The organism is Flavobacterium sp. SLB02, assembly GCF_009664855.1.
In the GTDB taxonomy this organism is placed as follows: domain Bacteria; phylum Bacteroidota; class Bacteroidia; order Flavobacteriales; family Flavobacteriaceae; genus Flavobacterium.
Genome location: NZ_CP045928.1, coordinates 2,615,322 through 2,636,332 on the forward strand (window position 1 = coordinate 2,615,322; position 21,011 = coordinate 2,636,332).

Below are 21,011 nucleotides of genomic sequence, written 5' to 3' on the forward strand. Positions count from 1 at the left end.
TTCACTTTTAATGAATACATAGGATTTGATGACAAAATAACAACCCAAAAGCCCCTTAAATGAACGGAACTTTACCCAACCGTATTTTTTTGATGCTGAAACGAACAATAGAACAACCGAGAAAAACAGTGCGCTGACAGTACTGTAAAGAAGATTTAATCGAAAGATTTGTAGATGGTGACAGGTCTTTTTTTACCGCGCAAAATGGTAGTTTCGATTGCTGTAAAATTATCCTGATCAAAAGAAGTTAATTGTTCGAAAAAGGACTGCGTGATCAGAAGATTTGTTTTGTAATCATTGCATAAATCACGAACTCGCGCTGCGGTGCTCAGGACATCTCCGTGATAGGCAATTTCGGTTTTGATTTGTCCAATTTCGGCAACGGTTACAAGACCTTCGTTAATGGAAGCTTTGAACCTTGGAACCAAACCAAATTTACGCTTATACAATTCTTTTTTTCCTAATAAACGAACGGCAAAAGCTTCGTAAAGCTCGATACATTGCTGTCTTTTAAAACCTTCTTTTACTTTCCATGTAAGCACGGCCTCGTCGCCTACATATTGGTAAACTTCAGCATTATACTCTACTAATATTTCTGATAAATCTGTAAAACATTCCTGCAGTAAAAGACTGTAATTATAATGCCCTGCTTCTTCTGCAACTGTGGCCGAAGAGCACATATCCAAAAACATAAAAACCCGGTATTCTACAACGGGAATCATATAATTGCCGCGTAAAAGATTTTTAAAATAATTACTTCCTAACCTACGGCTAAAAGCCTGTAAAAGGGTAATAAAAATATGAACGATTAAACAATAGACTGTAAAACAAATCAGCCATTTTGCATTCACCTGAAGGGCAAACCAGTTATTGATCCTGATATAATGTACTTTGTTAAGTTCGAGCACGATTAAAAGTCCCAAAAAACAGACTATTAAAAACAAAAGACTTCGAAGCAATGTGGTGAGTAATATCCCGTAATTATGAAAAAACCGGGGATAGACGAATTCCTGTAAAACAAAAAGAATGCTTCCCATAAAAACACCTACCGTTAAGGCTCCTGTTATTTCTGAGAGCAAAAAATCCTTTACACCAATTTTGCGGGTAATAAAAAAAGCATCATCGATCATGCTGTACGTCATGAAGACATAGAACAAAAAAGCAGCGATCCACAGTGCAATAATCTGCAGGTATTCTTTAAATTTTAAAAAGGTTTTTAGGGAGTACTTCATTAAAGATAATTTTGATGCAACTCAAACCAAAAAGATCGTTTTGATTCGAAATAATATACAGCAAAATTAAACCTGTAATGAAGGTAAATGCAGGAAAGTATTACCCAAACGGTGATTAAATGAACCGAATAGTAAGTTATACCGCCTAAAATGAAGTTTTGAAAATTATTCTAACGATCCATCCATTGCTTGAAAAAAGGTGCTTTTTCCCTGCTGATGATCACTTCACGCTCAGGATCTGCCTTGAGCTGAATTTTGAGTTTGGCATTAAAATAATTAGCAATCGATTTGATGCTTTCGGCACGAATAAAAAACTGTCGGTTGGCGCGAAAAAAAATGTCGGGATCGAGTTCTTCCTCGAGTTCTTCCATGGTTTGCGGAATGGGTATTGTAGTGCCGTTTTTAAGGAAAAGATGCGAGGTTTTAAATTCTGAATACACAAAATCGATATCGGCTACATCAATGCTTTTGTAACCATCGCGGTAGGTAACCAAAAATCGTAATCTAAAAGAAGGTTTGTTTATGAATCCCTTTAAGATTGCCGCAATATCATCGGTATTATTTTTAACTTTCGATACCGATTTAAATTTGGTTAAAGCCTGTTCAAGTTCCGTTTTTTCGATTGGTTTCATCAAATAATCGATACTATTTACCTTAAATGCGCGAACCGCATATTCATCATAAGCAGTTGTAAATATGATGGGGCAATTGATTTTTACTTCTTCGAAAATCGAAAAACTAATACCATCTGCCAAACGAATATCCATGGTAATTAAATCGGGCATATCATTCGTATTCAGCCATGTTACCGCACCCCGAACAGTATCTATTATATCCAGGATTTCGCAATCCGGCTCCAGTTCTTCCAATAATCTTTTAAGACGATTGGCATTGATACTTTCATCTTCTATAATTAAAATTTTCATAGTATTAAATTAAAGGCAAACGCACACAATAGAAACCATTAGATTCTGAAAAAACGGGCATTCGGTCAAACAAAATTTTATATCTAAACTCGATATTTTTATTTCCTACTCCGGTCGAAATAAAGTTTTTACCGGATGTTGGCTGCAAATTATTGCGTACCACTAGATCGCCAACATCTGAATAAATAGCAATAACCAGCGGATTTGCTATTGTTGCACTGTTGTGTTTTACAGCATTTTCAACCAATAATTGCAGCGTTAAAGGCGGTAAATGAAGGTCGAGACAGGTCATATCTATTTGCAGTTTTAACTCTACTTTTTCTCCAAGACGTTTTTTTAACAGATAAAAATAAGCATTTAAAAATTCGATTTCTTCCCTTACCGAAATGGTATCCTTATCGAGATTGGAAATCATATAGCGATATACGCGCGTAATATTCTCCAGAAATGACGCGGCAGATTGCTGGTCTTCGTGAATTAGCTCTGTAAGTGTACTGAAATTATTAAAGATAAAATGAGGATCGAGCTGTAGTTTTAAAGATTCCAACTCTGATCTGGTAACAGCTTCCTGCAATTCAGAAGCTTTAATTTTTAGCTCGGCTGCTTCTTCAGAAGTTACGCGCCAGCGGTTCAGCAAAAAGATACTGGTATGAATGAAACTGATAAAAAGAGACAATATAGCAGCCATTAAATTTGACTGCCATATTTGTACCAATTCGCTTTCTTTTAATGGTGTCCAGGAATAAAAAAACTGCCATAAATGCGAAAAAGAATAATTTAAAAGAATATTCCCCGCGATAAGACATATAAATTGTGCAAAGGCCCTGAAAATAGGCTTTTGCTCCCAACTGATCCAATAATTTAGACTCCGGCCTACAAAAAGACTTAACTCTGTAAGTACGGCGCAATATACCAGAATGATAAAGATGTCAACTGTCCAGTCTAAAACCAGTAATGTATTTTGTTCAAAATCCTGATAGGGATTCAAGAAATAATACGACGATAAATAGAGAAAAAAAACAACCGGTATTACAATAATCCTATAATACTTATAGAAAAAATTCTTCCCTCTGGTTTTATTTTGCACATTTGAATCCATAAGCTACTATATTGACACTATATGCATTATAAAAAAAACATTTGAGTATCTTATTGATACATCAAATCGTGTTTTAATATTGTTCCGTTTGCTGAAGATTCAACCGCTTTTAGCGCTCTCATTACTCCCCATTTTATACAAGTCGCTCCCCATGAAAAACCGGCTCCAAAAGTCGTTATCAGGATGTTTTGACCTGTTTTAAAATCATCTTTAAAATCCCAAAGACATAACGGAATAGTTGCCGAGGTTGTATTACCGTATTTATCGATATTTACTTTTACTTTCTCGATCCCAATATTCAAATGTTCGCTTACTGATTTTATGATTCTAAGATTCGCCTGATGAGGCACAACCCAGTCAATATCTTCTACGGTTAAGTCATTGCTTGCAAGTGCATCCTGAGAAACGCTTGACATAGACTCAACTGCTTTTTTGAATACAAAAGAACCTTCTTGTTTGATAAAATGTTCTCTGTGTATAATGCTTTGCATCGTTGCCGGCGTTTTTGAGCCTCCTGCAGGTACTAAAAGCGCAGATGTACCACTTCCGTCTGTACGCAGGATACTTTTCATCATTCCGTACTCTAAATCTGTTTTTTCTAAAAGAACCGCTCCTGCCCCGTCTCCAAAAAGGATACAAGTATTCCGATCTTCATAATCTACAATAGAACTCATGGTATCCGCTCCTACTACAACCACTTTTTTATAACGTCCGCTTTCGATCATGGTAGTCGCCATTTCTAACGCGTATAAAAAACCGCTGCAGGCACCGTTTAAATCGAACCCAAATGCATTTGTAAATCCGCTTAGTTCACATACTTTACTTGCCGTAGGAGTCAAAAGATGATCCGGCGTTGCAGTTGCCAATACTAAACCATCAATTTCCAAACGATCTATTTCATAAGTTTCTAATAAATTCTCGATTGCGGCACTAGCAAGATCTGATGTTGCCAGATTTTCATCTGTAGCCAGTCTTCGCTCTTTTATCCCTGTTCTTTTTACTATCCAGTCTTCAGTTGTGTCAACCATTCTTGAAATCATCTCATTACTTAATATGGAGTTTGGTACAAATCCTCCTATAGCTGTAATTGTTGCCTTCATTTTTATTTGTTTTTGTTATTTTGAATCTTTTTTTTTGCTGTTTTTTTTGGGAGAAAAAGCAGACTGCAAAATAACGTCAGAAATTTGGAAAAGACAATAGCGGTATGTCTAAACCTGCGGCCATAATTCTAGTTTTGCTTTTATGTACTAAAGAATCCCAAAAACCATACTTTTGTGGCACCATTACTAATATATCAGCATCATATATGTTAATTTCCTTCTTAATCTCATTTATTACTGCATTTGATTTAACAGTTTTATAGAGGTATTTGACCTGTTGAAACTCTTCTTCGAGTGTAGAACTCAATAATAATCGGTCTTGTTCCTGCTTAAGATCGTCTAATTTTGCATCTACACTAAAAAATTCTACCTCTGCGCCCAGATTTCCAACAATGCTTCTTAACCAGCTGAATCTTTTGATAGACAAAAAGCTTAAAGTGTCGCAGGCATACAATATTTTTTTAATATTTTGAAAGCGGGCATTTAAAGGAACAGCTAACACAGGCGTATTTAAATTCTTGATTACTGATGTTGTCGAATTCCCCATAAGTTCCTGTTCGAAAGAGCGTTCCGCCATTCCCATAACTACAAGTTCTGCTTTATTAAGCTCTATTAAAGATGAAAGTTCTTCTTCTAAAAACGAATAACTGCAAAAGCAGCTTACTTCGATATTAAAGAGACTGGCAATGTCTTTACCTAAAGTTTCCAGCCTTTCAGAAGCTTTATCTAACTGTTTTTGCATGGCTTCGGCACTAATGTGAGAATTGGCACTGTGAATACCTAACTGAAAGGAGTTGAAGAGAATAAGTCTGGCATTGGCACTTTTTGCAAGTCCGGCAGCATAAGTAACTGCATTATTGGCTATAGCCGAAAAATTTGTTGCTGCTATAATAGTTGGAGATACATTCATAAGATATTTATTAAGCAATTATTCCGGTAAAAGTGCTCAAATAATCTTTTCGGGGTTTTAAAAATAATACTGTAGAAGCATTATTTACTTCCCAAACGTATTATTGAGCTACCGAACTTTAAATTTACGACTAATTAGGATATATTTTTTTACTTCAGAAGTTAAAACTTTATAACTGGTTTCGTTTCTCAAAAACCATTCAACCGAAAATTTAATTTCCTTCTCTTTACTCCAAACGCTCTGTTTTTCTAAAGCATTAACCAATAGCAAATGCGAAAAACATAATTTTTATTTAACCAAAATAACAGCACTTACAATACACAAACTTCAAATTAGACAATACAAAACAATTAAATCGGTTATTTTTTAACATTATATCAATATTTTTACTATCATTGTAGCACAGTATAGTATAGCACTGCATTTTAACAAATTTTAATATATTATTATGCAAGAAAAAATTACAAAACAAAAATCGTCAGTCAAAAAGGTCCTTACCATGCTGTTATTTCTTACAGCAATCGTAAGTTCAGCTCAAACGTATGAATTCGAAAATGGCACGCGCACCAATAATGCCGACATACAAAATTGTGATTCCTGTTCAGGAAAAATAGTTGGTAATTTAGGTGGTAACAGCAGTGTTTCTGTCAATGTGAATGTAGCCGCGACAGGCTGGTACAAGCTGCAATTGTTTTACTGCACAGGTGATCCTAGAACGATTAGGTTAACGGCAGGTGCTGCGACCACTATTGCAATTCCGTGTGAGCCAAGTGGTGGATGGAGCACAGCAGCTTCAAAAAACGTAAGTGTATACCTTAACAGCGGTACCACTACTCTGCTTTGGGATAACACCAGTTCATGGGCACCTAATTTAGACAAGTTTGTGTTAACGCCAATTGGTTCTTCTTCTACACAAACAATTTCCTTTGGTACAAACAATAGCATCGTTTATAATTTAGGCACGAAAACCTATAATGTAAAATTTAATGGCGCGACCGTAATTACCAATGCATCGGCTTATGCTTTTAGCGATCAGCAGTATCTGAGTGGTAATTATGCTACGGCAATTTATACTTCAGAAGCATTTACAGATAATATTGGCAGCGGAACCAAACATATTTTTACTTTAAGCGGTAATTATACTTTGGGAATGCAGCAGGTTTTTTATGCTTACAGCAATAAAAATTATGTTGCCGTACAAGTTGTCCTTACCGGAAACGGTTCTAACTCTTATAAAATGTCGCCATTAACCAGTTATCAGGTAACGCCTAATTTTGGCAGCGGCGACACCAGGGCTTTATTTGTGCCTTACGATAATGATGCATGGATTCGGTACAATGCCTACGCACTTAACTCTGCCGATTTTACTGCTTCTGAGGTGACCAATATTTATAACAATACAAATCGTAAAGGTTTGGTTATTGGATCTGTTGAGCATACCAAATGGAAAACCGGTATTGCCGTAAGTGGCGGTGGTGCATCATCTGCCTATGTTTCGGTGATTGCAGGATGGACAAAAAACGATATTACAAGAGATCAACGTGGACACGGTTGGGTAAATGTGGGCCAAACAAGTTGTGCTTCACCAAAAGTATTATTGAATGCTACTGATGACTGGCGTACGGGGCTGGAGGAATTTGCACAAGCAAATGCAGCATTGCAGTCTAAATATATTTTTGACTGGACGGCTCCAAAACCTATTGGCTGGAACAGCTGGGGCGCTATACAATCGAATATTAATCTTACGAAGGCAAAAGCTGTGGTAGACTTTTTTCATGATGATTGTCCAGCTTTCAAAACCGAAGACAATACCCTATTTATCGATCTTGATTCGTATTGGGATAATATGTCGGATGATGAACTCGCACAGTTTGTTACTTATGCCAAAAATAAAGGATTTAAAGCCGGTATTTACTGGGCTCCGTTCGTAGACTGGGGCAAGTACAATCGTCCTGTAGAAGGAAGTTCGTACACCTACAACCAATGTTGGACAATAGTGAACGGAAGTCCGCTTGAGTTAGATGGCGCTTATGCCATGGATCCTACAAGTCCGGGAACCAAAGCGAGAATTCGATATTTCATGAACCGCTTTAAAGCAGCAGGATTTGAAATGATCAAAATCGACTTTTTGACTCACGCCAGTATCGAAGCAGATGGTTTTGCCAACAATCAGCTGCATACAGGTATGGAAGCATACCAGGAAGGAATGAAATTTTTAGTAGATGAAATTGACGGAAAAATGCTTGTTCAGGCGGCAATATCGCCAAATTTGGCAACGGGTCCGTTTGTGCATGTTCGCCGTATTGCCTGCGATGCGTATACGAGTATCGGCGATACTGATTATACTTTAAATAGTACGACTTATGGCTGGTGGCAAAATAAGATCTACGATTTTTTAGATGCTGATCATGTGGTTTTTGGTAATGCTTCGATTGGCGAAAATCGTGCTAGACTTTTAAGCAGTGTTGTTACAGGGACTATTACAAGCGGTGATGACTTTTCTGCTACAGGTCCGTGGAAAGCCAGATCGCAGCTTCTTTTACAAAATAATGATGTACTGAATGTTGCCCGTGCTGATATGCACTTTCTTCCGGCTGACGGAAATACGGGTTATAATGCCGCTAATATTTTCTCGGCAACCCACAATAATGTGACTTATGTGGCTGTATTTAATTACAGTAATATGGCAACTACCAACAATGTTAATTTAAGTCGTCTGGGATTGGGTTCCGGAAATTATACCGTAAAAGAATTACACTCGGGCACAATAAGTTCAACACAAGGTACATTAAGCGTTCAGCTTCCTCAGGCCGATGCTGCTTTGTATGCGATTTATCAGGGACCGGTTTTAAGTACGCCCAATTACAACTGGGGAAATGCTTCGACGAACTATGTTTTTCCTAATCCGGCAACGAATACTTTCCAAATAAAATTTGATCATACAATTAATGGTCCTGTTGCCATTTCTATGTACGACTTAGTGGGGAAAGAAATCTGGAAAACGACTACTGTTGCTGAAGATATGATCAGTTCTGAAATACCTGTAAATCATCTTGCTAAAGGCGTTTATATAATAAAAGTTTCAACCGCAGCAAACAAAGTCCAAAACTTTAAATTTATCAAAAAATAAGTTTTATTTAGTTTAAACACGAATTTCACTAATTGACACTAATTTTAATGCTTGTGAAATTATTACACAAAGCAATCTGTGTTAATTCGTGAAATTCGTGTTTACTTTTTGTACTTATGTCTCAGCTTAGTTTGTGAAATTATCCCCAAACCAATTAGTGTTAATTCGTGAAATTAACTGTTTTAAAATACCACAGATTCAAGAAATTCAATTACTTCACCATTCGGACTATACACCAGACTATTATTTACAGTTACGGCTTTTCTATGATTTTTAAGTTCTAAAGTTTCTTTTGCTGATAATGGTTTTGCGCCATTTTTGATTGCTTCATCATACGCTTTTTTGGCATCCAAAACAGTAAAACAAATATGTAAAAGTGAATTTTCGACATACGGATCTCCTTGCTTTCTTTTACGTCCCTGAGTAGGAAAATCGGCGTTATTGTCACATATTTCTATATAAGAATCGAATGCTTTGTTTTTGAGCATTACGCACTTTTCCAGATTAAATTCGGGTAGACTCCAATTGTGAACTTCCTCAAAATTTAGGGTTTTATAAAATTGCACGGTTCTTTCAAAATCCTGTGCTTTAATCGCAAAATGATGAAATCCTATTATATTATTCATTGTGATTGTTTTTTGATGTAAATACCTGATTTAAAAATTGTTTTTGGTTTAATTGCCTATAATTTTATCCCAACGCATTTTAAGATACATTGCTATGATATGATATGTCGCTCCGCTGGAGCTATCGCGCCGTTTGTCATCTCGACCTAAGGAGAGCTCACACTAGAAATAACGTATAGAACGTCGCCAATCTTTGTCGAGTTCCTTGTGTGATCCTTCGTTCCTCAGGATGACAAACTGGAGGAAAATATTGTTATGAAAATGATTGTCCTAGCCCCGATAGAAGTGGAAATCCTTTTGTGCCGGTGTTCGGCACAAAAGATTGTAACGTATAGCGAGATTAGCTCCTAAAAAAAGATTTCCTTTTATCATAGAAAATTTATTCCAACCAAAACCATTCTTTTACCTCGTTTTCTATCGTTTCTTCTTTTACAATATTTTCATATTCATTGGTCGCACTATTGTGCTGATAATCTTTTTGCCATTCTTTATGATGCAAAACGATTTGCTTTATGGCATCAGAAATAAATAAAACCTCGTTGTTGGTCATGATGGGATGCAAAGACAAACGTACCCATCCCGGTTTATTGGTTTGGTTTCTCTGAAGAAGATCTTCAGTTATCTTGTTGGATTGTGCCTCATTGATATTGAATAAATAATGGGCATATGTACTTGCGCAGGACCAGCCGCCACGAACCTGAACCCCAAAACGATCGTTTAAAAGTCGGACGATTAAATTGTAATGAATGTCTTCTATTAAAAAGGAAACACAACCTATTCTTTCTGTTTTTAGATCTCCCAGAATAGACAAACCGGGAATCTTTTGAAACTCGCTATAACAGAAATTTAGCAATTCTTTTTCTCTTTTTTTAATATTTTCGATGGCCATTTGGTCTTTGAGTTTCAAAGCCAAAGCTGCTCTCATGACTTGCAGAAAACCCGGAGTTCCGCCATCTTCTTTGACTTCGATTGAATCACTGTAATGATATATTCCCCAGGGGTTGGTGATTTTTACATTTCCTCCTCCGGGATTGTCGGGAACCTCACTTTTATACAACTTTTCATTAAAAACCAAAACGCCACAGGTTCCGGGCCCGCCTAAGAATTTATGAGGAGAAAAAAAGATGGCGTCCAATTGTTCTTTAGGATCTTTTGGGTGCATATCGATTGGTACATAAGGTGCCGCAGCAGCAAAATCGACAAAGCAGAATCCGTTGTTTTCATGCATTACTCTGGCCAGTTCATGATAAGGCGTAATGATTCCCGTAACATTTGAAGCAGCTGTAAACGAACCAATTTTTAAAGTTCTGTTGGCGTATTTTTGAAGCAATTCGTCGAGTATTTTTGGGTCGGTCAGATTATTTTCATCCGGAGGTACCACCACAACATCGGCATTGGTTTCGTACCAGGAAACCTGATTGGAATGATGCTCCATATGGGTGATAAAAACAACAGGTTTATCAGCTTGATCCAACTCATTACTTACTCTGTTATGAGCATTACGCAATCCTATAAAACGCTGTAGTTTTGATAACGCGGCTGTCATTCCGGTTCCGGTTGTCACCAAAACATCAGATTCGTTAGCATTAACATGCTCTTTGATTAATTGTCTGGCATGATTGTAGGCATAAGTAGACGTTTTACCTGTTTCGCTCGAGAAAGAGTGTGTATTGGCAATCATTGGGCCTATTTTATTGAGCATAATATCTTCAATGGGCAGGTATAATCTTCCGCTGGCTACCCAGTCTGCATACAATAAGTTTTGTGTGCCATATGCCGACTCGAAAGTGTGGTTTACTCCTATTGTATTTCCTCTAAACTTAGAAAAATAGCGCTCTAACTGACTTGGTTTCGTTTTCTCAATAACATTCATTTCCATCTCATTTTTAAATTAACTTCTTTTTTTAAACTTTGATTTCTTGCTTAACTTTTTAGATTACTGATCTAAATGTTCCTTCTCTTTTCTCAATTTGCTATGTCGTTTTCCGTATAAAAAATAAAAAACAATCCCAATGGCCATCCAGATAAATAAGCGTTCCCAGCTTTCAAGAGGAAGTCCTGTCATTAGGAAAACACATACTGCGATTCCTAAAATGGGTACAAAAGGTACAAGCGGAACCCGAAATCCTCGTTTTGCATCGGGACTTGTTTTTCGTAGAATGATAATACCTAATGAAACTAATGAAAAGGCAAATAGGGTTCCGATGCTGACCATATGTCCTAAATCTGAAATGGGTACCAATCCGGCCAACAGGCTCACAAATACCATGAAGAAAAGGTTACTTTTCCAGGGTGTTTTAAACTTGCTGTGGATATCACTGAAAAAAGAAGGTAAAAGTCCGTCTTTAGACATGCTGTAAAAAACTCTCGATTGCCCCATAAGCATGACAAGAATTACGGAGGTATATCCTGCTAAAATTGCAATAATTAAAGCACCATTTAAGAAATGAAATCCTGTAACCGCAAAAGCAGTTGCCGCCGGACTTGCATCGCCAATAAAGGTTTTATACGAAACCATTCCTGTCATAACATAAGAAAATGCAACGTATAATACAGTCGCCACCAAAAGCGATCCTATGATTCCAATTGGCATATCTTTTTGCGGATTTTTAGATTCCTTTGCGGCTGTAGAAACGGCATCAAAACCAATAAAACCAAAGAATACCACTGCGGCTCCCCTAATGATTCCTGACCAGCCAAAGTGGCCAAATTCTCCTGTATTTTCAGGTATAAAAGGATGGTAGTTTTCTTGTTGAATAAAAGACCAGCCTAAAACAATAAACAGCACAATTACGCTTAATTTTAACAATACCAACAAATTGTTCATCGTTGCTGATTCTTTAGTGCCTTTTGCCAAAACCAACGAAAGCAAGGCTACAATTACAATGGCAGGAAGATTTACGATTCCGCCACTTAAAGTTGAGCCATCGGCTAGTTTTACTGGATCGAATGGTGAACTGGTTAATTCCGAAGGCAAATTGATATGAAGCTGTGCCAGCAATTTGGTTGCATAACTCGACCAGCTTACGGCCACGGTCGCCGATGCAAGCGCATATTCAAGAACCAGATCCCAACCAATAATCCAGGCCATAAACTCTCCCATTGTGGCGTATGTATAGGTATAAGCTGAACCCGCAACCGGAATCATCGAGGCATATTCGGCGTAGCATAATGCACAAAAAGCACAGGCAACTGCTGCAAGAATAAAAGATAAAATAACTGCCGGTCCTGCATTTTCGGCTGCTACAATGCCCGTAAGCGAAAATATTCCTGCTCCTACAATGGCGCCAATTCCAAGCGCGACAAGGTTTATGGGGCCTAATGAACGTTTTAATCCTGCTCCGTCATTTTGCTCATTTTCTGAGACTAATCTTTCTATTGATTTTTTTAATATCATAATTTTATTGTTGAGAATAATTTGTTTACCTCGCTTTTTGATAGCGTTTTAATCGTTATTCTGCTGGTAATGTTTAATGCTAAAACAGATAGAAAATGTTTTGAAAAACTATATTTTCTAACATTTAGATGTTTTAATAATCGGTTTTTACAAATTATAAAACCTGCGAAAGTTTTAAAAACCGTGCAGGTTTGTAGTTCTTTATTTTAAAAGTGATTTAAGCGTAGTCTGAAGTTCGTCTCCGTGAAGATTTCTTGCTACAATAATTCCTTTTGAATCGACTAAATAATTGGCAGGAATTGCTCTTACACCGTATAATTTTGCGATGGCACTATTCCAGAATAATAAATCAGAAACATGCAGCCAGTCTAAGTGATCGTCCTGAATTCCTTTTACCCAGTTTTCTTTCCTTTTGTCTAAAGAAATTCCGATGATATTAAAACCTTTATCATGGTATTCTTTGTAAGCTGCTACAATATTTGGGTTTTCTCTTCGGCAAGGTCCGCACCATGAAGCCCAGAAATCTACCAATGTATATCCTTTATTGTTTTCTGAAAAACGAACCGATTTTCCTTCGGGATCGTTAGAGACAAAATCCGGTGCTTTTTTTCCCACCTGTAATCCGTTAAGCACTTTTACAAGTTCCTGAAGTTCTTTCACGTAAGTGGAATTTTGCTGACTTTTATCTAAAAGCGCAATGTTTTTTGTGATCTCTTCCGGACTTAATCTGTACGACCAATTTCTGTACAAGACATAGGAAGAAACCAGAGAACCAGGATGTTCTGTTATAAATTTACTTATATCAATGTCCTTTGTTTTTCGGTAAGTATCAAACAAATCCTGAGATGCAGAACCTTCTACAACCGATGTGCTGTAATACTTAACAGGGCTTAATTTTACCGTAACTGGAGATTTTTCAAGAAATATATATAGTGGTGAATCAGCTGTATTTAAGCTTAATCCGTACAATTCAGGAAGTTTAACTTTCGTTTTAAAACTGAATTTTCCATCGGTAACTTTTACCGAATCTATTGTGGTAAACATCTTGTTGTGAAACTTTTGCAGGTAAACATATTGGGCCACGGTATCGACAACTGTTCCTTTTAGCTGCACATTTGCGTCTTGTGCCTGGGCTGTTGTTGCGCCAAGGCATAAAGCTAGAAATACTACTATTTTTTTCATTGGGTTTGTTTTTTAAAAATTGGACATAGAAATTCCCGAACCAGTATTAAAATGGTCTATTATTGTATGGATAAAAAAGAAAAGGGATCTAAAAAAAGTTACGTGTAGTGCATTCGGAAAACCAGGAGGTGGTTTTCTATTTTTGAAAATAAGTTACATTGTTCGGGACAGGCAGGTAATATTTGTTCAGTTTTCATTCTAAAAAATAAGTGATTTAATACTAATGATCTTATGCAGATTTACTAATGAAATCTATCTTATCTGTCCGCGTTGGCGGAAGGATTTAGCACCTTATTTGGCAACAGGTTGCTAAGACATCACCGGGCCTACTCCCTCAGTCTTTCTGGATAAGTTCATGTAGATTTTTTCTACTCTGCAAATATATAGATAAATTCTATGTAATTAATAGAGTTTAAATTTATTTTTCAAAATATTTTAAATTAGTTTAGAACAAAAGTAGTTGTAAAAGACAAAAAAACCTCAATAAAATAAGGGATAACAATAAAAATATCAGTTTGTTATGCACTTAAAAATATTCTGGTTTCATTTAAAATTTCCGGTATTTAGCGATTAAAAATATATACTGCATTATTAAGAAATGCTTTTCAAAACAAAAAAAGAGTGTCCTATTTAATTCCTTTCGGAAATGGTAAAGTCAAAAAAAAATTCAACGTAGGATTGGATGCCGCTGTGGGTAAAGGCGACTGTGGACTTTATTTTAGAATTGGAGAGGCTTTTAAAATAACATTATCTATTATTTAAACACATAGGAACATAGCTTTTAGGATCGGTTAAAAGGCGTTTCAATTTAAATATTAACGCATAGACAAGGTGTGAAATTTATGTTTGTAAATGTTTAAATATTTTCTCTCACAGATTGAGCAGATTTTTATTTTTTGATCTACCGTCTATTCTCTTTGTTCTTTATTCTATTCTCTCTCTCCTCCTACTTCCTATTCCTCATCCACTTTTCTATAGGTTCAAGAACGGTATTCACAATAGTTACCAAAAAAGTACAAATTAAAGCTTCGGCAAAATAACCTGAAGCGGCGATACAACCTATAGCGGCGCTGCACCATATTGTGGCAGCAGAATTTAGTCCGTGTACATTGGGCCCTTCCCTAAAAATAACTCCTGCTCCCAGAAATCCGACTCCCATAACTACCTGAGCGGTAATACGGGTTACATCGATATTGGGTGTGCTTGCAGCCACTTTTATAGACAATAATACAAAAGCGGCAGCTCCTGTTGCTACTAGCATATTGGTTTTTAGTCCTGTTTCTTTATGATGCCATTGCCTTTCAAAACCTATAATTAGTCCTGCGAATAATGCTATTACAAGTCGGGTAAAAAATTCTGTTGTACTCAAAATTATTGTTTTATAAGATTAGAAAACATCTTTATTTTTTTTAAGATTAAATATAAGAATTTTCAGGATTCTAATTCCTAATCTAAGCTTCTGTTTCAAGAATTTGATTTTCAAGTATCGCTTTTAATTGGGGCGCAAATGCCAATCCCCATTTATCAATTGCCACAATCAAGGGCATTAGGGATTCTCCTGATTCGGTTAGAAAATATTCTACCCGTAATAAAGGGATTTCATTATAAATTGTTTTTCCTAAAAGTCCGTGAAATTCAAGTTCTTTCAATTGATTTTGCAATACGCGTTTTGTAATACCATTTACAGCGTTGATAAGATCTTTAGGCCGCTTTATTCCTTTTGAAATTTCGTCCAGTAAACAAAATTTCCATTTAGAACCCACTACTTCCATGGCCACATTAAGTCCGCAATTATAATCGATTGGTATTTTTCGCTGATACATATTTCATTCCTTTTAGAAATACAAAAGTACAGACAAAAAAGATTTTCTGTACCAAATAGCAATGGGGATTAATTTATCACTATATGATTAATTCGCCCCTTATTGTTGTATCGCTGAATGAGTTTGATCTTTGCAGTTGTAATTTTTAATATTTATACAATGAAAACTCTGGTCATTATAATTCATCCTACGCTTGAAAATTCTTTAATTAATAAAAGATGGATCGAAGAATTAAAAAAATATCCCAATCAATATACTTTGCATGATTTATACAATTTATATCCTGACGAAAAGATTGATGTAGAAAAGGAACAACAAATAATAGAAAGTCATGATACCATTGTATTTCAGTTTCCGTTTTACTGGTTCAATTGTCCGCCATTGCTAAAAAAATGGCTTGATGAAGTTTTTACTTACGGATGGGCTTATGGCAGTACAAGCGGTTATAAAGTAGCCAGTAAAAAAATTGCACTTGCGATTTCTGCAGGTATTAGTAAAGAGGATTATAGCGCAAGCGGAAGATATAAATATACTCTGGAACAACTGACAACTCCTTTTGAGGTTACCTTCAATTATGTAAAAGCCAATTATCGTCCTTTATTTGCTTTTTATAATGCTGAAAATAATCCTTCAACTGAAAACATAGAACAAAATACACAAAAGTATATTGCTTTTCTGGAAGCTTTATAATTTATAAGAAGAATATTTATTGGGGAAGAAATATTCATAAAAAAAGCTGCAAGAAACCTTGCAGCTTTTATTTGTAATGAGATTAGTATATTTAATCTACACGTTTTACAGAAAGTTTGTCTAAGCAAAAATAAGCTGCTGTGTTCATTCCGTAAACTAAATCTGAATCTGTCGAAGTCATTTGGAAAACAAGGTATTTTACTTCTCCTAAACCCTGAAGATTACTTGTATTTACATTTACCCATCCTGTAGGCATCACTAATGAAGAGCCTGTATGGTTGGCTAATGTGTGTACAATAGGATTTGTGATTGTTCCGTCTTCAGCAACTCCGTAAATTAATAATTTGAAAGAATCACCTGAAGTGAATGCTCTTGCAAATCCATCTCCGTATAAACAACCGTAATATGGCCACGGATGCATGTTTATTTTTAAACCTTCCACTTTGTATAATCCTGTGTTTCCAATTTTAATCCAGTTAGAAAAACCGCTTTCGCTAAAAGTAGTTCCTTGCGGATTTTTAGGATCTAAATAACTTGACCAATAGGCCACAATGTAAGGATCACCGGTTGTTCCCGGAGTTCCCGCTGCAATTGTTGAGGAAGAACCAAAACCGCTTCCTGCCATAGTTCCCCATTGATGAGGCACCCATCCGTCAGATCCGCCTGGAGCTGAACCTGAACCATAATTTGTAATGTCATTTACATTAGAAACGATAAAACCATCCCAATAGTTGTAACCTGAAGAGGTTCCTGTATGCGAAAACGTAAAAATATCTACATTTAAATTCGTGTTAGCTACATACGTGTTTTCCCAGTATTTACCACCAGTTGTAGTGATTCCGCTGGTTAATAATGAACTGGTTAAATTAAGAGTTGACGTGGTTCCAATTGCCGGATCGGTAACTGTTTTTTTTGTTGTACCACTGGCGTTTTTTGCTACTGCACTTGCGCTTTCGTTGCTTAATGGGGCGTCATCATTGTTACAGGATGAAAGTCCTAAGAAAAGACCAACTGTCAAAAAATAAAGTACTTTTTTCATAATTTATAAAATTTAGGGTTAATATTCGTCTTTAATAACTTTCAAGAAAAGGTGGTTCTTACTTGATTGCTTTTGGAAAATTCAAATCTTCTACATGTGTAAAGAAGTTCGTTACCAAGTCTGTCGCGCCCGCTTCTGCATATGTCGAAACGTACACTTTTACAAAATCGATTCCCGGTAAATGAACTTTTTTTCCGTTGCTGTCTACAGCCCAACTAATGTCTATTGACGGATCTTTAATACCTCCGTAACCCCACTCAAAAGTTCCTATGTTATAGGTTGTTCCTTCTCCATCGCTTACATCTTTTACGGGCAGGTATATTTTTGTTCCTTTTAGTGTGTAAGATTCTCCCATCCATTGTGGGTAGTAATTATAGCGTCTCCATTTTTTTGTTCTTGTAATAAAACCGGATGCAGTTTTATTGTCTGTCCATTTAAGATATTCTTTATCAAACTGCCAGTCTTTTGTACCTGTTACAGCAGCTTTGCTAGTATTTGGTTTGTTGTATGTTATTTCATAATTCTTTACAGTAGTCGATTTATTGTATTCGCTACCGGCAATTTCATACCATTCGTTATCGTCTGCAATACCATTTTTGTTTGCATCATAAGCAACATAAACACTCACAGGAGAAACTTTTGAGTTGCCACTGTCTTCATTCATTTGAATCTTAAAATCACGTTTTCCGTAAGCATTTACTACAGTATGATCAAATGCTGTGGTAATAGATCCTCCAAAAGTCCCTAACGGCACCGCATTTCCTTCGATAAGATCTAACTTAACTTGTTCCAAAACTTCTGCTTTGGTAGTAAAACCATAACTATCAAGATTATAACTTGGAGCAGGTATATAATCGATTAGCGATAATGCTTTTGAAGTGTAGTTTTTTCCCGTTTCTGAAACTGTAACTTTTGTAGAAGCTTGTTTTACCAATTTACCCAATGTTACCGTTAGATCTACCACATAATTATCTGCTTTTGCTGTTATAAACTGTAAGTTTTTGGTGTCTCCAATAACAGAATCTTTTACAGCTCCGCCCGTTCCGGTTACTTTTAATGTCCATTTGTATTTAGCAAGTTCGGCATCCGCATTTTCAATCAATACTTGTGGTTCTACGGTTACTGCATTGTATCTGCTCACAGTAAAATCTGAGGCTAATTTTAATGAAAGAGAAGCTTCTTTAACGGGTTGCGTTTCAGGGTTATCTTGTTTTGAATCGTCATTACTACAGCAGTAAAAAGTGCCAATAGCTACCAGAAACAAACTATGTTTTAAATACTTTTTCATATTCTTATTATTTTACTTTTTTTAAGTTGTATTTTTTTAATAAATGTAGATCTCCTGCGCCTGCAAATTTGGTAGCCATGGAAGATTGCTGATGGCAAAGTCCCATTGGTTCGCTCACACAGTTGACTACTTTTATAAAATTAATTCCCGGAAGATTGGCTTTGTTTCCGTTTTTATCTACAGCCCAGTTGATATCAATATCTGGATTAACTGCATTTGCATATCCCCATTGCGGAGGTGTAAAATTCCATAATGTACTTTGCCCAGGGCGTGCTGTAACAAAATCTACATTAAGTCTTGTACCTTCATAAGTAACTGCGGTTTGAGCAGCCCATAAAGGATAATATTCTTTTTTGCTTTTAGATCTTGGTAAGTAATATGATTCAGGTGAATTATTTTCGCAAAAGATGTGCTCACGATCAGAAAACATATCGTTTGGTCCGCCCACTACAACAGGTGCTCCGGCAGCTTTTTTATGGTAGGTTATTTTAAAATTCTTTGTTGTGGTGGCTTTCGTATGCTGGCTTCCTATGATTTCGTACCATTCGTCTTCGTCTGGTTTTCCGTTTCCATTTTTATCATAAGCAACATATACAATTCCGGGTGCCGGCGGATTCGCTTTGTCTGTTAAATCTCCTCCATAAATTCTAAAATCACTTTGTCCTGTAACATTTACAACGGTATGATCGAAACCAATAATAATAGAACCTCCAAAACCTCCTAAGTCTAGTTGATAACCTACATTAGTCTCATTGATTCTGCCCAAAGCAGTACGTAAAATATCTTCTTTTTTAAATCCGTCTTTGTATAAATCATTGGCAAACATTCCCGGTGCCGGATCAAAATCGAAAATACTCGTGATGTACGGATTGTAATTTTTAGTTTCGTTAGTTACGTTTACGATTGTTTTTTTGCTGCCTTTTTGGTCTCCTGAAGTGACATTTAAAGTAAGTTCATAAGCTCCAGCATAAATGGCTACAAAACGCAGGTCTTTTGTATTTCCTACAATAGAATCCGTCTTTTGGTTCACCGGGTTTTTAGTCAATATCCATTGGTAAACAGGGCTGGTAGTTTCGGCAGAAGCCGGTATGTTTACAACACTAAATGTCGATGTTTCGTATTTTTCCTGAAGTGTAACTGCGATCTTTTCTTCAGCTTTATCATCATCATTGTTGCTGCTGCAACCTGTAAACACGGCTGCAAAGGCAATTAATAATAAATGGGTAAGTTTTTTTTTCATGGTTTTTGGTATTATAATTTTAATTTAACATTCTAATTATTCTATTTTCTGGTCGGAATATTTTCTCCCAAAAGGTGCAAATCTGTTGCTCCCATTATTTCGGTAGAAGTTTCGCCTAACCATCCCGCTTGTTGGTTGAGACCATTATACACTTTTACAAAATCTACTCCCGGAAGGTGAATTTTGTTTCCGTTTTTATCAATTGCCCAATCAATATCTATAGCAGAATCATCGTCGTTGTTAGGTGCATTATCAGCATATCCGTAAAGAAATGCATACTGAACAAAATAGCTTCCGGTTCCGCTTTCATCAACAGCATTGTCTGGTAATCTTGTTCCTTTAAAGGTGAGGCTTGGCTGATCTTTAAGCCATTTTGGCCAGTAATCTAAGGAGTGATTGTAGGCGTTGTTTTGTGCCAGATAACCATCTTTACCCTGATTGTCTTTCCAGTAGATGTATTCTATATCAGTAAAAAGTACAGTTCCGGTTCCGCCTCCGGGAACAGGCACTTTGTTGGGATCTGGCCTGTAATAGGTGATTTCGTAATTATGAATCGTTTTTTCCATGTTGTGTCCGGCACCTTCTATTTCGTACCATTCATCATCCGGAAGTCCGTTTTTATTCTTGTCGTAAGAAACCATTATAACTCCCGCTTCACTACTGCCTCCGCGCATTGAAGTATCAGGATTAGGATTGGCATCTGCCCAGAAAGCATTGCCTAAAACCCTAAAATCACGTTTCCCTTTTATGTTTACAATGGTATGATCAAATCCAAAAACAATGTAACCACCAAATGCTCCAAGCGAAATAAGATCTCCGTTTTTCTTGGCTAGGTATGTATTGGCTCTGTCCAAAATTCTTTCGGTCGTTTCTCCGTCATTGGCTGCCGGTAAATCATTTATAAACTGTCCGGGTGCCGGTTTAAATTCAAATACCTTGTCAATAAAGGTTTTATATTCCTTTGTTTCTTTGGTTACATTTACCTTTACTTTTTGCGTTTGCATCATTCCCTGATCATTGATCAGTAACGTAAGTTCGTAAACGCCAACGTCTGTCGCAGCGAATAAGGTTTCTTTGGCTGTAACATCAGAAAACGCATAATTCTCTGACGGTCCTTTTGTCACGCTCCATGTAAATTTAGCCTCTGTACTTAAGCCATTATGTGCCGTAACTGATATTATTTTAGACCGTTGTACACTATATTCGTTTTCAACAGTAGTTTCGCCGTTATCATCGTCATTCGATCCACTATCAGAACAATTGATAAGTGTTAGTGATACTAATACAAGCACTGCGAATCGAAAATGTTTTAAAAAGTTGTGATACATT

The 21,011-nt window shown here is 36.5% G+C and carries 18 protein-coding genes and 1 riboswitch; of the genes, 3 read left to right on the plus strand and 15 right to left on the minus strand.

The genetic code is table 11. The features are described 5' to 3' along the window. Window positions 1–155: 155 nt before the first annotated feature. The 5 genes from GIY83_RS09910 to GIY83_RS09930 all read right to left on the minus strand — a co-directional run bounded on the left by GIY83_RS09910 (window position 156) and on the right by GIY83_RS09930 (window position 5,267). Entirely contained in the window at window positions 156–1,232 is a 1,077-nt protein-coding gene (locus tag GIY83_RS09910) for an adenylate/guanylate cyclase domain-containing protein (RefSeq protein ID WP_208686692.1), read from the minus strand. A 170-nt stretch (window positions 1,233–1,402) separates the two neighbouring features. Beyond that, the gene (locus GIY83_RS09915) at window positions 1,403–2,158 is read right to left on the minus strand and encodes a LytTR family DNA-binding domain-containing protein (RefSeq protein WP_208686694.1); all 756 of its coding nucleotides are present in this window, start codon (window positions 2,156–2,158) and stop codon (window positions 1,403–1,405) included. A gap of 4 nt (window positions 2,159–2,162) precedes the next feature. Next, complete coding sequence (locus tag GIY83_RS09920; RefSeq protein WP_194614895.1) at window positions 2,163–3,257, minus strand: sensor histidine kinase; 1,095 nt, start codon at window positions 3,255–3,257, stop codon at window positions 2,163–2,165. A 50-nt stretch (window positions 3,258–3,307) separates the two neighbouring features. Continuing rightward, window positions 3,308–4,357: a beta-ketoacyl-ACP synthase III gene (locus GIY83_RS09925; protein ID WP_194614896.1), complete on the minus strand. Its 1,050-nt coding sequence runs from the start codon at window positions 4,355–4,357 to the stop codon at window positions 3,308–3,310. 76 nt (window positions 4,358–4,433) lie between these two features. Further along, entirely contained in the window at window positions 4,434–5,267 is an 834-nt protein-coding gene (locus GIY83_RS09930; protein WP_208686696.1) for a universal stress protein, read from the minus strand. 499 nt (window positions 5,268–5,766) lie between these two features. Here GIY83_RS09930 and GIY83_RS09935 point away from each other — a divergent pair, with 499 nt between their 5' ends. Further along, entirely contained in the window at window positions 5,767–8,397 is a 2,631-nt protein-coding gene (locus GIY83_RS09935; RefSeq protein WP_229029272.1) for a T9SS type A sorting domain-containing protein, read from the plus strand. A 182-nt stretch (window positions 8,398–8,579) separates the two neighbouring features. On the opposite strand, the gene GIY83_RS09940 is transcribed toward GIY83_RS09935, so the two are convergent. The 4 genes from GIY83_RS09940 to GIY83_RS09955 form a co-directional block, all read right to left on the minus strand. Then, on the minus strand, window positions 8,580–9,023 hold the full coding sequence (locus GIY83_RS09940; protein WP_208686700.1) for a VOC family protein: 444 nt from the start codon (window positions 9,021–9,023) through the stop codon (window positions 8,580–8,582). A 379-nt stretch (window positions 9,024–9,402) separates the two neighbouring features. After that, window positions 9,403–10,896: an aminotransferase class V-fold PLP-dependent enzyme gene (locus GIY83_RS09945; protein ID WP_208686702.1), complete on the minus strand. Its 1,494-nt coding sequence runs from the start codon at window positions 10,894–10,896 to the stop codon at window positions 9,403–9,405. Between the two features lie 63 nt (window positions 10,897–10,959). After that, window positions 10,960–12,420 carry an amino acid permease gene (locus GIY83_RS09950; protein ID WP_208686704.1) on the minus strand — a complete coding sequence of 487 codons (1,461 nt, stop codon included), beginning with the start codon at window positions 12,418–12,420 and terminating at the stop codon, window positions 10,960–10,962. A 201-nt stretch (window positions 12,421–12,621) separates the two neighbouring features. After that, complete coding sequence (locus GIY83_RS09955) at window positions 12,622–13,602, minus strand: TlpA disulfide reductase family protein (protein WP_208686706.1); 981 nt, start codon at window positions 13,600–13,602, stop codon at window positions 12,622–12,624. Window positions 13,603–13,856: 254 nt separating this feature from the next. Then, window positions 13,857–13,956: riboswitch (SAM riboswitch) on the minus strand. A 267-nt stretch (window positions 13,957–14,223) separates the two neighbouring features. Here GIY83_RS09955 and GIY83_RS09960 point away from each other — a divergent pair. After that, window positions 14,224–14,364 carry a hypothetical protein gene (locus GIY83_RS09960; RefSeq protein ID WP_208687272.1) on the plus strand — a complete coding sequence of 47 codons (141 nt, stop codon included), beginning with the start codon at window positions 14,224–14,226 and terminating at the stop codon, window positions 14,362–14,364. Window positions 14,365–14,548: 184 nt separating this feature from the next. Here the strand turns inward: GIY83_RS09960 and GIY83_RS09965 are convergent, their stop codons facing one another. Continuing rightward, window positions 14,549–14,971, minus strand: a complete 423-nt coding sequence (locus GIY83_RS09965; RefSeq protein ID WP_194614903.1) for an MgtC/SapB family protein — start codon at window positions 14,969–14,971, stop codon at window positions 14,549–14,551. Between the two features lie 82 nt (window positions 14,972–15,053). Next, on the minus strand, window positions 15,054–15,425 hold the full coding sequence (locus tag GIY83_RS09970; RefSeq protein ID WP_208686708.1) for a helix-turn-helix domain-containing protein: 372 nt from the start codon (window positions 15,423–15,425) through the stop codon (window positions 15,054–15,056). 159 nt (window positions 15,426–15,584) lie between these two features. On the opposite strand from GIY83_RS09970, the gene GIY83_RS09975 reads away from it, so the two are divergent. After that, window positions 15,585–16,115, plus strand: coding sequence for an NAD(P)H-dependent oxidoreductase (locus GIY83_RS09975; RefSeq protein ID WP_208686710.1), 531 nt, complete (start codon window positions 15,585–15,587; stop codon window positions 16,113–16,115). 91 nt (window positions 16,116–16,206) lie between these two features. Here GIY83_RS09975 and GIY83_RS09980 read toward each other — a convergent pair whose 3' ends face one another. Genes GIY83_RS09980 through GIY83_RS09995 form a run of 4 tightly spaced genes read right to left on the minus strand, consistent with a single transcriptional unit; the run spans window position 16,207 to window position 21,010 of the window. Then, on the minus strand, window positions 16,207–17,154 hold the full coding sequence (locus GIY83_RS09980; RefSeq protein ID WP_208686712.1) for a DUF4465 domain-containing protein: 948 nt from the start codon (window positions 17,152–17,154) through the stop codon (window positions 16,207–16,209). 58 nt (window positions 17,155–17,212) lie between these two features. Then, window positions 17,213–18,442, minus strand: a complete 1,230-nt coding sequence (locus GIY83_RS09985; RefSeq protein WP_208686714.1) for a hypothetical protein — start codon at window positions 18,440–18,442, stop codon at window positions 17,213–17,215. 7 nt (window positions 18,443–18,449) lie between these two features. After that, the gene (locus GIY83_RS09990) at window positions 18,450–19,682 is read right to left on the minus strand and encodes a hypothetical protein (protein WP_208686716.1); all 1,233 of its coding nucleotides are present in this window, start codon (window positions 19,680–19,682) and stop codon (window positions 18,450–18,452) included. Window positions 19,683–19,723: 41 nt separating this feature from the next. Next, window positions 19,724–21,010, minus strand: a complete 1,287-nt coding sequence (locus GIY83_RS09995; protein ID WP_208686718.1) for a cell surface protein — start codon at window positions 21,008–21,010, stop codon at window positions 19,724–19,726. Window position 21,011 lies beyond the last annotated feature (1 nt).